Raw genomic sequence first — 15,167 nt, forward strand, 5'->3', positions numbered from 1 at the left:
CTCGGCATGACCACTCAACGCCGTGGCCCGCTGCTGCATCCGCACATCACCGTGCTGGTCCGTCCGTCCGGTGTCGTCCAGCTCGGTTGGAATCCGGAGACCGCCCTGGTCCTGGACGCCGCCGGGCTGACGGCCAAGACCGTGCTCGCGTTTCTGCGGCTACTCGACGGCATGCAGACCCGCCCCCAGATCGTCTGGCGGGCAGGCGAACTCGGCATCGAACCGGATCATGCGATCGCGCTGCTCGAGGTCCTGGACGCGGCCCGGATGCTCGAGCATCCCGAGGAGCGAGTCGGCCGGATCCGGTCGGTGCGGGTGCACGGTATCGGTCCGCTGTCCGACGCGGTCGTGTCCGGGCTGCGCAAGCTCGGGGTGCGGCCGAGCCGTTCGCGCGACTACAGCGGGCCGGCGGTGCCCGCGTGGCACGCCGATCTCGTCGTGCTGACCGACGCGCTGATGCCGGACCCGCAACTGCTCGACGATCTCGGCCTGCATCGCGTCGCTCACCTGCCGGTCCGGATCCGCGACGGGCGCGGCGTGGTCGGCCCGCTGGTACTGCCGGGCGCGACCAGCTGCCTGCGCTGCGCCGACCTGCTGCGCGCCGACCACGACGCGGACTGGCCGCATCTGGCCGCGCAACTGCTCGGCCGGGTGGGTCACGCGTCGCCGGCCCGGATCGCGGCGACGGCGGCGCTCGCGGTCAGCGAGGTCGAAGCCGTGCTGGCCATGTCGACCAGGCGGGAACTGGCGATCTTGGACAGCACCCTGGAGCTGGACCTCGATACGCACCTGATCGACCGGCGGCGCTGGCCGCGGCACACCGCGTGCTCGTGTCACGAAATAACGGTGGACCTGCGTGAACAAACCTGAAGGTGGTTACCCCGCAGGGCGTTTCGAGATGGTCCGGACGGCTCCGCGCGAGCTATGCTGCATAGAGGTTCACGTGACCGGGCTCACAACCACAGGCGGCGTCGATTCAAGATTGCCGTGGCTAAGTAGCGGCTCCTTCCGCCATGATGGGTAGGTGTCTGAGATCGTGCGCCGTCGCTCGTCCCGCAACGCCAAGTTGGCCAAGATTCCGCTCGGCATCGCCGGGCGCGCGGCCGTGGGATTCGGGAAGAAGCTGGCCGGCGGCGACAAGTCCGAGATCAACGCACAGCTGAACCAGAAGGCCGCCGAACAGCTCTTCACCGTGCTCGGTGAGCTCAAGGGCGGTGCGATGAAGTTCGGCCAGGCGCTCAGCGTGATGGAGGCCGCGGTTCCCGAGGAATTCGGCGAGCACTATCGCGAGGCTCTCACCAAACTGCAGGCCGCCGCGCCGCCGATGCCCGCCGACACCGTGCACCGGGTACTGGACCAGCAGCTCGGCACGCAATGGCGGCAACGATTCCAGGAGTTCGACGACACCCCCGCCGCCTCGGCCAGCATCGGCCAGGTGCACAAGGCGGTCTGGTCGGACGGGCGGACCGTCGCGGTCAAGGTGCAGTACCCGGGCGCCGACGAGGCGTTGCGCGCGGACCTCAAGACGTTGTCCAGGATGACCGGACTGCTCGCGTCGGTGATCCCCGGCGCCGACGTGAAGCCGATCCTCGCCGAGATCACCGAGCGGACCGAGGAGGAACTCGACTACCGCAACGAGGCGACCAACCAGCGCGCCTTCGCGAAGGGTTTCGACGGGCACGCCGAGATCGTGGTGCCCAAGGTGGTGGCCAGCGCGCCGAAGGTGATCGTCACCGAATGGCTGGACGGCACCCCGGTCTCCGCGATCATCAAGGCGGGCGCCGAAGACCCGGAGGGCAGCCGGGCGCTGCGCAATCGGGTCGCGGGCCTGATGGGCCGCTTCCACTTCTCCTCCCCCGCGACCGTCGGGTTGCTGCACGCCGACCCGCACCCCGGCAACTTCATGATGCTGGGCGACGGCAAGCTCGCCGTCATCGACTTCGGCGCGTGCGCTCCGCTGCCGAACGGGTTCCCACCCGTTCTCGGCCGGATGCTCGCGCTCGCGGTGGACGAGCGGTTCGAAGAACTCACCGATCTGATGTACGACAACGGCTGGGTGATCCCGGGCCGCACCGTCACCCACCAGGAGATCGCGGACTACCTGCGTCCGTTCACCGACCCGATCCGGTCCGACTCGTTCCATTTCACCCGCCGCTGGATGCAGCGGGTGGCGGGCAAGGCCTCCGACATCTCCAGCGCGGAGATGAAAACCGCACGCGCCCTGCAACTTCCGGCCGAATACGTGATGATCTTCCGGGTGCTGGGCGGTTCCGTGGGCATCCTCGCCCAGTTGGACGCCGAACTGCCCTTCATGAAACTGGTTCGCACCTGGATGCCCGGTTTCAGCGCCGAGCGCACGGCCAGCTGACCCGCCGAGCGACTCGGCCCGGGTGACCTGAGTTCCCAGGTCCGGCAAGGACAGTCGGATAGCCTCATGCGGTCGGGTCGGCTCCGTCGGCGAGGGGTGATGGTCATGTCCTGCACCAACCGGATCGTCGTCCTATCGATCAGCGCGGCGGTGCTGCTGATATCGCCGCAGACCGTCGCGGCGGCCGCCGACGACGCCCCCTCGGTGCTCGCGCTGACCGTGGGCCGCGGGGTGTCGATCGCCGCCGCCGAACGTCGCGCCGTCACCCTCACCTGCACCCCGTCGATCGGCGGTACACATCCGAACGCGGTGGACGCCTGCCGGGCGCTGACCGACGCCGACGGCAATATCCGGGCGCTCGCCGCCTTCACCGTGCCGCCGCGCTGCCCGCAGAACTTCGATCCGGTCTACGCCACCATCGATGGCGTCTGGCGCGGTGCCCCGGTCAGCGATCACGGCGTCTTCTCCAACATGTGCGTGCTGCAGGCGACGACGGTCGCCGTCTTCAACTTCTGACGCGCGGGAAGCGTTCCGATCACCGTGACGTAAACACGGGCCTTCTGTGCCACACAGCCGACAATGTGCAGAGCGAAGGAGAGAGGCTGGATTGGTGCGGAACGAGAGCGGCGACCCGGCCAGATGGGCCGGGCTCGGCGATGTCGTGCACGACCGCAGGCGTGCCGCGCGGCTGACGCTGGCCACCATGGCCGCGAAAACGGAACTGTCGCAATCGTTTCTGAGTCAGCTGGAGAACGGGCGCACCAACACCAGTCTGCGCTCGCTGCAACGCATCGCCGACGCGCTCGGCACCACCGCCACCGAACTGCTCGCGGCCGCGGACAACGCGCCGGGCGCGGTGCTCGTGCGCGCCGGGGACGGCGCGCTCGAACAGGCTCAGACCGACAACGACGGCTCGGTGCGGTCGCTGGTACACGGCGCCCGAGATCTGCGGGCGCTGGAATTCACCGGCGGAACCGGCCGGGGCGGGCGCGAATTCACCCATCAGAACGATGAATTGATCTACGTGGTCTCCGGGACCATCACGCTGGTCGCCGACGGCGAGGAGCTGACGCTGTCCACCGGAGACACTTTCTACTGCGGGTCGGGCGTGCGCCACCGCTGGTGGGCGCACACCGACGACACCACGACACTCGTGCTCGCCGTTGCCGACGGGCTGGCGGTCCGCCGGGCACCGAACCGGCCCCGGCGAACCTGACCCCCGAAACCACTGCAGCACAACGCAAACGAGCCGCCCACCGGGCAACGGCGGGCGGTTCGTCTGCTTTCTCGTTCGTTGGCTCGGCCCGTGTCAGGACCAACCGAATCGAGCACATCGACCGGAGGGAGGGAAGTCACTCCCGGATTCATGCCGGGACCGCGACCTTGCGCGGACGACCGCGCGGGCGCTTACGGGCGATGACGACACCCTGTTCGAAGATCTCGCCTCCCCAAACACCCCACGGCTCACGCCGATCCATGGCGGCCGTCAGGCAGCCCTTGCGGATCGGGCAAGAAGCGCACAGCGCCTTGGCCTGCTCCAGTTGGACCGGGCTCTCGGCGAACCAGAGATCGGGGTCTCCAGCTCGGCACGGCACGTCCTTGACCTCCCTGGCCCGGGTAGTCGTGGCCACGGTTCGGCATGTCACGTCAGTAGTGGCTTGTGGCCATTCCTGGGCGGTGAACACGTCGTTCTCCTTCAGCTCGTTGCAGCGGTTCGTTTCGTTGTTTCCGCGAAACCGAGGCCGGCCGGCTGAAGGGCCGAAAAAGATTGGCCACGGTTTCGCTTCGTGCGATCCGTGGCCAGGAGGTCTGGGAGGGAGCTTTCCCTACCTAGGTATTCGACATCTCTGTCGAGTCCTGATCACGATCGCTGGGTGTGCGGGGCGGAGGCGCGTTGCCTGCAGATCCGCCGGCTCATAGCCGGCTTCTGCTGCGATGACGACGACGTCGTCTGCCTTCTTGAAGACAGACTTGTGCCAGCTACCCGCGTTGGGCCCGTCCTGAATACGGGTGGTGCAGACGGCGTCATGCATCTCAGCGAGATGTGCTTGCGCGCCGAATGCGCCACGAATTTCGGACAGACCGATCCCCTGCAAGGCGAGGATCCCCCGGGAGGCGGACATGGGTGAATTCACCGCAACGTCGCTGCCGCTGAAGAATGTGATGCTCACGTCTGCCTCCCTCCTAATCTCGTTGTGTCCTGTTGACTGGCCGCGCCGGGATGACCTCCCGGTGCGTAAAACCCACCATAGGCAAGTGCGCCGAAGCACACAACCTATTTTCTACCTGCGGTTTTGGGGTCTTGCGCGCAGCCGCGACGCGATGATCGCGAGCACGTCCGCCCCGTACTGCTCGAGCTTCTTCGCGCCGATCCCGGCGATCGAGGCCAGCGCAGCGTCGTCACCTGGGAGTTGTTCGGCGATCGCGGTGAGGGTGGTGTCGGTGAACACCACGAACTCACGCACCCGCAATGTCTCCGCCTTCTCCGCCCGCCACTCCTGCAGAGCGACCAGCAGCTCGGCATCGAGTTCCGCCGGGCACCGACGACAGCGGCCAAGCATAGTCGCATAGGTGCCGATGAGCGGCTTCGCACAGACCCGGCAGGTCGGGCGCACGCCTTTGCCCGCGTTCTCGGTGACCGGCGCGGCGATCCGCGAGGCCGGGGAATCGTCGGGTACCAGGCCGTTCAGGAACCGGGAACGCCGCCTGGTGCGCCGCTTCCCCTCGCCCCACGCCAGCGCCCAGGACAGTTGCAGATGTTCCCGCGCCCTGGTCACGCCGACGTAGAGCAGGCGCCGCTCCTCTTCGAGCGCGGCCTCGTCGGCGACCTTGCCGTCGCTCTCCAGCACGTGCGCGATCGGCATCGTGCCGTCGGCGAGGCCGACCAGGAAGACCGCGTCCCACTCCAGGCCCTTCGCGGCGTGCAACGACGCGAGCGTGACACCCTGCACGGTCGGTGGGTGCCTGGCCTCGGCGCGCGCCGCCAGCTCCCGCAGCAGGCCGGGCAGGTCCAGGTCGTCGTCGTGGTCGACCAGTTCCTCGGTGAGCCGGACCAGCGCGACCAGGGACGACCACTTCTCCCGTGCCTGCGCGCCCGCGGGTTCGGTCGCGGTGAGCCCGACCGGCGCGAGCACCGCGCGCACCAGGGTGACCAGCGCCGCGCCGCTGCGCGAGGCCGCGGGCAGGTCGTCGCGGGCCGCGGCCTGGCGCAGCACCGAGACGGCCTGACGCACCTCGGGACGGGAGAAGAAGCCTTCGCCGCCGCGCACCTGGTACGGGATGCCGAGTTCGGTGAGCGCTTGCTCATAGCTCTCGGACTGAGCGTTGATCCGATACAGCACCGCGATCTCGGCGGCGGGTGTGCCCGCATCGATCAGCCGCTTGATCGACTTGCCGACGGCGCTCGCCTCCGCGGGGCCGTCGTCGTATTCGGCGAAGACCGGTTCCGGGCCGTCCGGCCGCTGGCCGATGAGCTGCAGCCGGGTGCCCGCGATGCGTCCGCGCGCCACCCCGATCACCCGGTTGGCCAGCGAAACCACCTGCGGGGTGGAGCGATAGTCGCGTTCCAGCCGGATCACCGTGGCGTCGGGGAAGCGGCGGGAGAAGTCGAGCAGATAGCTCGGTGTGGCGCCGGTGAACGAATAGATCGTCTGGTTGGCGTCGCCGACCACGGTCAGGTCGTCGCGGTCGCCGAGCCAGGCGTCGAGCACCCGCTGCTGTAGCGGGGTGACGTCCTGGTATTCGTCGACCACGAAACTGCGGTAGCGGCCACGGAACTCGTCGGCCACCGCCGGATAGTCCTCGAGCGCCGCCGCGGTGTGCAGCAGCAGGTCGTCGAAGTCGAGCAGCAGGCCTTCGGGGGTGGCTTTGAGTTTCTCGTAGCCCGCGTAGACCTCGGCCACGCGCAGCGCGTCGTAGGGCGGCTCGCGCCGCTGTCTGGCCGCCGCCGCGGGATAGTCCTCGGGCGCGATGAGCGAAGCCTTCGCCCATTCGATCTCGCTGAGCAGGTCACGGATGCTGTCGGTGGCCGAGGACAGCCCGGCCCGGTTCGCCGCCTGCGCGACGATCGGGAACTTGCCATCGATCAGCCGCCATGGCACGTCGCCGACCACCTGCGGCCAGAAGTACTTGAGCTGGCGCAGCGCGGCCGCGTGGAAGGTGCGCGCCTGCACCTGGTTCGCGTCTCCGCCCAGGCCGAGCGCCCGCAGCCGGCCGCGGAGTTCGCCCGCCGCGCGGGCGGTGAACGTCACGGCGAGCACCTGGTCGGCCTTCACGTGCCCGGCCGACACCAGGTGCGCGATGCGGTGGGTGATGGTTCTGGTCTTGCCGGTGCCCGCCCCCGCGAGCACGCACACCGGACCCCGGGGAGCCCGCACCGCGGCGGCCTGTTCGGGGTCGAGAGAATCCAGCGCAGGGCCGGCGGGTTGGTGCGTGCTGGTTGACGACACGGCACCCATCATGACAGTGCCCGCCGACAACTCTCGCGGCGTGACCAATACTGTCGCCTCGTGGCACACGACACGCCGTCAGTTGACGCTAGACCGACCGACCGGCACGCGACCTGGATAGAACTGTTCTTCGACCTCGTCGCGGTCGCGGGCATCGGCCAGCTCACCCATCTGCTGCACCGCGGGCCCTCGCTGTCCGACTTCGCCCTGTATGTCCTGCTCTACCTGGCCTTTTGGACGGTGTGGGCGTGCATGATGCTGTACGGCAACATCGCCCGCGACCACACCAGGGTCCCGCTGATGCTCGCGACGATGCTCGGCCTCGGCGTGATGGCGAGCGCGGTGGCCGGGATACCGGACCGGCACGCGACCACGTTCGCCGCGGTGTACGTCATCGTGCGCACCGTCGCCGCGCGCGTCTGGGGTCGCGGCACCTACCTGGTCGACTGGCCGATCGCGCAGCTGACCGTCGGCGTGCTGCCGTGGGTCGTCTCGCTGTGGGTGCCCGAACCGTGGAAGTACTGGCTGTGGGCCGCCGGCCTCGCGCTGGACATGTGGCTGATGTTCGCGGTCAGCGGCGACGGGATGATCACCGGCGCGCAGGAGGCCATCGATCGCCGGTTCCGCCGCTCGCGTCGATTCCGCGACGTGGTGCCGCCGAAGATCAGGGCGGTGCACACCGACGCCGCGCATCTCGGCGAGCGGCTCGGGCTGTACGTGATCATCGTGCTCGGCGAGGGCTTCATCGCGGTGATCGCGGCGGTCGGCGAGGTCACCTGGCACGCACGGGTGCTCGCTCTCGGGTTCGGCGCGTTCGTGATCCTGGCCGGTCTCTGGGCGCTGACGCTGTTGTACGGAATCGTGCCGAGATTGCTGACCGGCGACGATCCGGACCACACGATGCCCAGGCAGTACGTCATGGCCATGCACTGCTGGATCACCGGCGCGATCGCCACCATCACGGCAGGCCTCGGGCTCGCCGTGGAACACGCGGAAGGTCACGTATCGACCGGGATCGGCTGGGCGCTGTGCGGCGGCGCGGCCGCGTATTTCGCGATCGTCGCGATCGGGGGCGCGCGCAGCGCCGCCGGGTGGCGCTGGGTGTGCACGTGGCCGCTGCCCGGCGCGGTGCTGGCGCTGGTGCTCGGCGCGTTCGGCCCGCAACTCGGCGCGCTCGGGCTGGTGTACGGCGTCGCGGCGCTGTTGCTCTGGGCGGTGCTGTGGCAGACCCGCGCGGACGGCAAGTGGCGCAAGGGTTCCGGTCCGGATCGCCCGCGCCGGCGGCCTCGGCACGGTCTCGGGATCGACGAGGTGCTCTAGCCGGTTCCCCGATCCCGCAGCAGGTCGGCGGTGAACGGCCGGGTCCGCGCACCCAGCGGGCCGAAGAACGCGCCGGTGGAACAGCAACGGGTTGTCCGGCGTTGAAAGATCCGTGACTGATGCGACGCCCGACCTGACGATGTACTCGACCACCTGGTGCGGCTACTGCCGCAGGCTGAAGACGCAGCTGGACGAGGCCGGGATCACCTATGTCGAGATCGATATCGAGCAGGATCCGGCATCGGCCGAATTCGTCGGCAGCGTGAACGGCGGCAACCACGTGGTGCCGACCGTGAAATTCGCGGACGGTTCGACGGCGACCAACCCGTCGCTGGCCGCCGTCAAGCAGGCGCTCGCCACACTCGCCTGACCGAACGCTCCGATCCGGACGTTCCCTCCGCGCGGACCTTGCCGGTCCGCCGCGGACTCATGCCGTCGGTTCGTCGCCCAACCCCGCCCACGATTCGGTGATCGTCCTGGCGATCGAGATCGACCCCGGCAGCAACAGCCGCGCACCGGACCCCTGCGCGGACCAGTCGCCGACGATCAACGCCTCACGCACCTCGTCGCGGCTGAACCAGTGCGCCTCGGCGATCTCGCCGTCGGAGAACACCAGGGGCTGATCCGGATCGGCGACCGCGGCGAAACCCAGCATCAGCGAACGCGGGAACGGCCACGGCTGGCTGCCGAGGTAGTGGATGTCACGCACATCGAGGCCGACCTCCTCCTTCACCTCCCGCTCGACGCAGCGCTCCAGCGATTCGCCCGCCTCGACGAATCCGGCGAGCAGCGAGAACAAGGTGGGCGGCCAGCTCTGCTGACGGGCGAGCAGCACCCGGTCCGCGCCGTCGTGGATCAGGCAGATCACCGCGGGATCGATGCGCGGGAACTCCTCGTAACCGCTCTCGGTGATCCGCGACCAGCCCGCCTTGGCCGAGGTGGTCGCGGTGCCGTCGGCGCTGTTGAAGGCGGCCTTGTCATGCCAGTTCAGCAGGGCGGCGGCGGTGGAGAGCAGGGCGGCGGTGAGGTCGTCGACGGTGCTCGCCATGCCGCGCAGATCGGTCAGCGATCCGCTCAGTTCCCGATCCCGCACCGCCCACAGGTGGACGCCGTTGTCGATGCCGAGGAACACCGCGTCGGGGCTCGGCTCGGGCGACAACTCGATCGCCTTGTCCAGGACGAGCGCGCCGTCCTCGAAACGGACCTGGCCGCGCTGGTTCACCCGCAGCAGCTTGGCGTCCTGCCAGCCCGCGAGCAGGGCCTGCGCGTCGGCTCTGGTCTCCTCGGCGCGATCGAGCACGGAACGGGACAGCAGCGGAACATTATTGAGCTGAAAGGCCGGCACCCCTCGACACTATCGCGCCGCGCCGCGGCGGGTCCTACTTGGTCGTGCGGCGGATGTAGAGCAGCTTGTCCCCGGCCTCGAGCGAGTCCACATCCGGCTCGCCGACCCGGACCAGCACTCCGCCGCGCACCACACCCAGCACGATATCGCTGAGATGCCGGGGTGAGCCGCCGGTTTCCGACGGTTCCACATCGCGCTCGGCGATCGCGAAACCCTCCTCCGGGGTGAGCAGGTCCTCCATCATCTCGACCACCGAGGGCGTGGTGGTCGCGATGCCGAGCAGCCGGCCCGCGGTCTCCGAAGACACCACCACCGAGTCGGCGCCCGACTGGCGCACCAGGTGGGTGTTCTCCGCCTCGCGGATCGAGACCACGATCTTGGCGCTCTTGGTGAGTTCCCGGGCGGTCAGGGTGACCAGCACCGCGGTGTCGTCGCGATTGGTCGCGACCACCACCGACGCGGCGTTGTGCACGCCGGCCAGCCGCTGCACGTCGGATTGGGTCGCCGAACCGTGCACGGTCACCAGGCCCGCGTTCGCGGCCTGCTCCAGCGCGACCATGTCGGTGTCGACCACGACGATATCGGCGGGCTGCACACCGTCGCCGAGCATGGCGTCGATCGCGGTCCGTCCCTTGGTGCCGTAGCCGACGACCACGGTGTGATTGCGCACGCTGTGCCTCCATCGCTGAATCTTGAACGCCTGCCGGGACCGTTCCGTCAGCACGCCGAGGGTGGTACCGACGAGCACGATCAGGAACAGCACGCGCAGCGGGGTGATGATGATGATGTTGGCCAGGCGCGCGTCCGGCGTCACCGGCGCGATATCGCCGTAACCGGTGGTGGACAGCGATACCGTCGCGTAATAGAACGCGTCCAGGAACGACAGCGGGTCGCCCGAATTGTCGCGGTAGCCGTCGCGGCCGATGTACACCACCAGCGCGGCGGCGAACAGCAGGAAGATGGCGAACAGCACCCGCCTGGTCAGTGAAATCCACGGACTGGTCTGCACTTCCGGGATGCGCAGCACGCCTACCAGCGCGAAATGCGGGCGATTCGACAGCCCGAGGGTGCGCGCACGATCACCGAACAATGGACGCTCCCGCCCTGGTACTCATCGGGTCGGTCGTCCCCGGCATCGTTTGTCCCTCCGGCACAGCACGGGAGCCTACCCGCTGCGCCCGGCCTGACCCGGACTCGACGCGAACACCGGTGAATGCAAGGGTGCCTCATGGCAGAAAACGCTCATCCGCCCATCCGCACCAACGGCCGCCGCCCCGCGCTGGGCCTCGCCGCCCTGCTGTTCCCCATGGGCGTGCTGCATTTCGTGCTGCCCAAACCGTTCGACGCGATCGTCCCGAAGTACCTGCCGGGCGCACCGCGCAACTACACCTACGCCTCCGGTGCCGCCGAGCTCGGCGTCGCGGCGGCGCTGGCGATCCCGCGCACCCGCGGTCTCGGCGGGCGACTGGCCGCGCTGCTGTTCATCGCGGTCTTCCCGGCGAACGTGCAGATGACGATCGACATGCTGGGCAACAAGAAGCTGCCGCAGGTGGTCAAGATCGGCTCGGTGCTGCGGCTGCCGCTGCAGATCCCGCTGATCACGCAGGCGCTGAAGGTGAGCCGGTCGGCGCGGCAGTCCTGATCAGCTCGGCCAGCTCGGCCGGGCCCGCGAGCGTGGCGGGCGCGATGGTGCGCCCGGTACGCACGTAATGGAACGCGGCGCCGATCCGGCCCAGCATCTCCTGCTCCGGCCTGCCCTCCCGCGCCGCCATCAACCTGGCCCAGGCCAGGCGATACACCGCGAGCTGCATCGCCACGGCGGGCTCCTCGGCGGGCGTGGGTTCGGCGCCGGTCTTCCAGTCCACCACGATCCAGCCGCCGCCCGGTTCGGCGAACACCGCGTCCATCCGGCCGCGAATCACGGTGCCCGCGATGGACGTTTCGAACGCGATCTCCACCTCCAGCGGACTGCGGTTGGCCCACGAGGAGTTCAGGAACGCGTCCTGCATCGCGGTCAGTTCCTTGTCCACGTCGTCGGCGGGACCGCCGTCGGACGCGCCGGGCAGCTCGTCCAAGCCCAGCAGCCGGTCCGCACCGAACCAGCGCTGCACCCAGGCGTGGAACGCGGTACCGCGGCGGGCCAGCGGGCTCGGCGGGAACGGCAGCGGACGTCGTAGCCGCGCGGCGAGTTTGCGCGGATCGGCGCGCAGCTCGACCAGCGCGGTCGCCGCGATCTGACCGGGCAGCTCGACCTCCTCCGCCGCGCCCTGCTCGGCCTCGAATTCGGCGAGCAGGGCGTCGACGTCGGCGGCCCAGCCGTCGGGGTCCGCCGGATCCGCCGGCCGCTCCGGATCGAATTCGGCTGCGGCGAAGGCGATATCGGCCGCGGAGAGCGGCTCGTCGTACGGATCGGGCGGAATGTCGGAGACCGGCGGCGCACCATCGAACCCGTCGAGCGGATCGGGTGGCGGCGGGTCGTCGAAATCCGGTGGTTCGAGGTATTCCGGTGCGGCATCGTCGAAAAGCGTGCCGGGCAGGTCCGGGGCCGACTGCGCACCGGCGTGCGGCTGCTCGGATTCCTTGTGCGACGGCGCTTCTCGTGGCGCGGGCGGCCGCAGCCGCAGTTCCTCGAGCGCGGCCCGGACGAGCGCGGCGCCCTGTTCGATCGGGTCGCGGCGGTTGCCGAGCGGATCGCGCGGCCACTCGGCGGTGGCCGGGTTGTCGGTGAACGGATTCACCGCGTCGTGCTCCGGCGGTTCGTCCCAGCGCACGACGTCGACGACACCATTGGCGGGGCTGTCGGCGGCTTCGCTCGCGTGCTTCAGCTCGAGCAGGAAGTCCGACGGGCCCTTCGGCGAACTACCGGTCTCGGCCCAGTGATGCGACGAAACCAGCAGCACGCGTTCGGTTCTGGTGAGCGCGACATAGAAGAGCCTGCGCTCTTCATCGATGCGGCGGCGTTCCAGCGCCTCCTTGTGCGCCTTGATCGCATGCTCCAGGTCGGCCCGGTCGTAGAGATCGGCCAGGTCGAGCACCGGCACCCCTTCGCCCGCGTCGTCCTGCCTGCGATCGCCGCGCAGCGTGGTCGGGAGTTCGGCGAGCGCGCCGAGCCAGGTGCCGGAGGCGGTACCGGACGGGAACACCCCGCGCACCACGTGCGGCACGGCGACGATCTCCCACTCCAGCCCCTTGGCCGCGTGCACGGTCAGCACCTGCACCCGGTCCTTGGCGACCTCGACTTCGCCCGGCTCCAAACCGTTCTCGACCGATTCGGCGGCGGCCAGGAAAGACAGCAGCCCGCCGAGCGAGGCACCGGAATCGGCGGCATATCCGGCCACCACCTCGGCGAAGGCGTCCAGATGCTCGCGGCCGGCACCGGTCCCGGCCATCGCCCGGCGCGCCTGCGTCTCCACGCCGACCCCGATGGTGCGCTCCACGTCGGCGACCAGCTCGGTCAGCGACTGGCCGCTGCGTTCGCGCAACGCCGCGAGTTCGTGGCTCAACGCTTCGATCCGGGCGCAGCCGGACTCCGAATACTGCTCGCGCGGACCGGGATCGGCGATCGCGTCGGCGAGACCGGCCTGCTCGGCCGGTTCCGGCGCCACCTCGCGCAGCGCGGCGGCCAGGGCGGGGGCATCGGTGATCTCCTGGGCCTCGCCACTGGTGAATCTGCTGATCGAGAGCGCACGCGCGCGCCGCGCGAGCGCGGCGATATCGGCGACCCCGATGCGCCAGCGCGCGCCGGTCAGCACCCGCATGGCCGCGCTGCCCGCACCCGGTTCGGCGATCAGCCGAAGGGTGGCGACGATATCGGCCACCTCGGGGGTCGCGAGCAGACCGCCGAGCCCGACGATCTCGACCGGCAAGCCTTGCGCGCGTAACGCTTCGGCGAGCGGCGAGGCATCGGCGTTGCGGCGCACCAGCACCGCGGAGGTGGGCGGGGGTTCCCCGGCGGCGCGGCGAGCCGCCCACTCCTCGGCGATCCGGACGGCGAGCCAATCGCGTTCCTCGGCAACGGTGTCGGTGAGTGCCAGCGCGACGACGCCCGCGCCCGCATCGGGTTTCGCGCGCAGTGCGTCCACCGTGACACCGCCACCCTCGAGCGCCTTGCGCCGCAACGGATCCGCCACCAGATTCGCCAGCGCCAATGCCTCCGGCGGGTTCCGCCAGCTGGTCAGCAGCGGCAGAATCGGCGCGGGAACGCCTGCCGCACTGGGGAAGTCGGTCGCGAACCGCGGCAGGTTCGCCGCCGAGGCACCGCGCCAGCCGTAGATCGACTGCATCGGATCACCGACCGCGGTCACCGCCAACCGCTGCCGTCGGCCCGGCGCCTGTTGCGCCGCGTCGGCGTTCTGTGCACGACCACGACGCCCGGCCGCCGCCGCACCTGTGCTCGCCGGACGCCCAGCCTCTTCGCGCGTCGTGGCCGCGCGGGCTCCAGCGGGCTGCATGTCCCCCGGCTCCGGCCTGTCGGCGTCCTCGGCGCGACCACTCTGCCCGGCCGCTGTCGCGCCGGTACTCGCCGGACGTCCCGACCCCTCGCTCGATATCGCCGCGCGGGTTCCAGTGGGCTGCGCGCCCCCCGGCCCTGACGTATCAGCGTTCTCGGCGCGACCGCGATCTTCGGCCGCGGTCGCCGGACCTCCATGTCTTTCGCTCGGCGGGGCCGCGCGGGTCGCCCCTTGGGTGTGCGGGCCCCCTGCGGTCTCCTCCGGCGCGCCACCGAACAGGGCTGCGAGCAGTACGCGTTGGGCGTGGCCGGTGTCTTGGTATTCGTCGAGCAGGACGAGGCGGAAGCGGGTGCGTTCGGCGGCGGCGACCTCGGGGTGCTCGGCGGCGAGGCGGGCGGCGAGGGACATCTGGGCGCCGAAATCCAGTGCGCCACGGCGGTTCAGGGCTTCGGCGAGTTGCTGGACCAGGGGCAGCAGCGCGACCCGCTCCCGTTGGACTTGCAGGATGTTCAACAGGGTCTGGCTGGGCCCGCCGCGCTGGCGCGGACCGGGCGGCAGGGTGTGCACCAGCTTCTCCAGCTCGGTGTGCGCCTCCGCGAGTTGCTCGGGTTCGATCAGGTGCTCGGCGAGCTGGCCGGACAGGGCCAGGATCGCCTCGGTGACCGAGACCGGGGTGCGGTCGGTGTCCAGGTCGCCGTCCCAGGAGCGCACCACCTGGTGCGCGAGCTGCCACAGCTGGGTCTGGGTGAGCAGCGTCGCGGACGGCTCCACCGGCAGCAGCAGGCCGTGTTCGGTGAGCAGCCTGCCCGCGTACGAGTGATAGGTGCTGATCTCCGGCTCGGCGCCGGACAATTGGGCGCGCAACTGCCCCGACGGGTCCAGCTCGCGCAGCAGCGGCGCGCCGGCCAACCGGGCCAGTCGGGTCCGGATGCGAGCGGTCAACTGCTGCGCGGCTTTTCGAGTGAAGGTGAGCCCCAGCACCTCGTCCGGCAGGACCAGGCGGTTGGCGACCATCCACACCACGCGCGCCGCCATCGTCTCGGTCTTGCCCGCTCCGGCGCCGGCGACCACCAGCGTCGGTCCCGGCGGCGCCGCGATCACCGCCGCCTGCTCGTCGGTCGGCGGCGGGAGCCCCAGCGCGTCGGCCAGCTGATGCGGCGTCACGCGGGTCACGGGAACACCCCGCGGCCGCGCCCCTTTCGATGCGGGGCACACCCGTCGGCGCGGCAGGTGCG

The 15,167-nt window shown here is 70.1% G+C and carries 13 protein-coding genes; 7 read left to right on the top strand and 6 right to left on the bottom strand.

The window, feature by feature from the left end; translation table 11 throughout:
- The first annotated feature begins 6 nt into the window (after positions 1–6).
- From O3I_RS34765 to O3I_RS34780, 4 genes are all read left to right on the top strand, one after another.
- Entirely contained in the window at positions 7–870 is an 864-nt protein-coding gene (locus O3I_RS34765; protein WP_014987721.1) for a TOMM precursor leader peptide-binding protein, read from the top strand.
- A 154-nt stretch (positions 871–1,024) separates the two neighbouring features.
- On the top strand, positions 1,025–2,368 hold the full coding sequence (locus tag O3I_RS34770; RefSeq protein ID WP_041563061.1) for an ABC1 kinase family protein: 1,344 nt from the start codon (positions 1,025–1,027) through the stop codon (positions 2,366–2,368).
- 105 nt (positions 2,369–2,473) lie between these two features.
- Positions 2,474–2,884 carry a subtilase-type protease inhibitor gene (locus O3I_RS34775; RefSeq protein ID WP_041564741.1) on the top strand — a complete coding sequence of 137 codons (411 nt, stop codon included), beginning with the start codon at positions 2,474–2,476 and terminating at the stop codon, positions 2,882–2,884.
- 94 nt (positions 2,885–2,978) lie between these two features.
- Positions 2,979–3,584, top strand: a complete 606-nt coding sequence (locus O3I_RS34780; RefSeq protein ID WP_216226510.1) for a helix-turn-helix domain-containing protein — start codon at positions 2,979–2,981, stop codon at positions 3,582–3,584.
- Between the two features lie 148 nt (positions 3,585–3,732).
- Here the strand turns inward: O3I_RS34780 and O3I_RS34785 are convergent, their stop codons facing one another.
- The 3 genes from O3I_RS34785 to O3I_RS34790 all read right to left on the bottom strand — a co-directional run bounded on the left by O3I_RS34785 (position 3,733) and on the right by O3I_RS34790 (position 6,825).
- A complete protein-coding gene (locus O3I_RS34785) occupies positions 3,733–4,053 on the bottom strand; it encodes a WhiB family transcriptional regulator (protein WP_014987725.1) in 321 nt (106 codons plus the stop codon).
- A 141-nt stretch (positions 4,054–4,194) separates the two neighbouring features.
- Complete coding sequence (locus O3I_RS45160; protein WP_014987726.1) at positions 4,195–4,539, bottom strand: hypothetical protein; 345 nt, start codon at positions 4,537–4,539, stop codon at positions 4,195–4,197.
- Positions 4,540–4,650: 111 nt separating this feature from the next.
- Entirely contained in the window at positions 4,651–6,825 is a 2,175-nt protein-coding gene (locus tag O3I_RS34790; RefSeq protein WP_014987727.1) for an ATP-dependent DNA helicase UvrD2, read from the bottom strand.
- Positions 6,826–6,876: 51 nt separating this feature from the next.
- Between O3I_RS34790 and O3I_RS34795 the strand changes: the two genes are divergently transcribed.
- Together O3I_RS34795 and O3I_RS34800 are read left to right on the top strand one after the other, a co-directional pair.
- Positions 6,877–8,136, top strand: coding sequence for a low temperature requirement protein A (locus O3I_RS34795; RefSeq protein ID WP_014987728.1), 1,260 nt, complete (start codon positions 6,877–6,879; stop codon positions 8,134–8,136).
- A 139-nt stretch (positions 8,137–8,275) separates the two neighbouring features.
- Complete coding sequence (locus O3I_RS34800) at positions 8,276–8,506, top strand: mycoredoxin (protein ID WP_029897242.1); 231 nt, start codon at positions 8,276–8,278, stop codon at positions 8,504–8,506.
- Positions 8,507–8,563: 57 nt separating this feature from the next.
- Here the strand turns inward: O3I_RS34800 and nudC are convergent, their stop codons facing one another.
- On the bottom strand, positions 8,564–9,481 hold the full coding sequence (gene nudC / locus O3I_RS34805; protein WP_014987730.1) for an NAD(+) diphosphatase: 918 nt from the start codon (positions 9,479–9,481) through the stop codon (positions 8,564–8,566).
- A 34-nt stretch (positions 9,482–9,515) separates the two neighbouring features.
- Positions 9,516–10,571 (bottom strand): potassium channel family protein, encoded by a 1,056-nt coding sequence (locus O3I_RS34810; protein ID WP_014987731.1) that lies wholly within the window; start codon positions 10,569–10,571, stop codon positions 9,516–9,518.
- Positions 10,572–10,709: 138 nt separating this feature from the next.
- On the opposite strand from O3I_RS34810, the gene O3I_RS34815 reads away from it, so the two are divergent.
- The gene (locus tag O3I_RS34815; protein WP_014987732.1) at positions 10,710–11,123 is read left to right on the top strand and encodes a DoxX family protein; all 414 of its coding nucleotides are present in this window, start codon (positions 10,710–10,712) and stop codon (positions 11,121–11,123) included.
- On the opposite strand, the gene O3I_RS34820 is transcribed toward O3I_RS34815, so the two are convergent.
- Complete coding sequence (locus O3I_RS34820) at positions 11,080–15,105, bottom strand: ATP-dependent helicase (protein WP_014987733.1); 4,026 nt, start codon at positions 15,103–15,105, stop codon at positions 11,080–11,082. The genes O3I_RS34815 and O3I_RS34820 overlap by 44 nt on opposite strands.
- Positions 15,106–15,167 lie beyond the last annotated feature (62 nt).

Source organism: Nocardia brasiliensis ATCC 700358 (assembly GCF_000250675.2).
GTDB lineage: Bacteria > Actinomycetota > Actinomycetes > Mycobacteriales > Mycobacteriaceae > Nocardia > Nocardia brasiliensis_B.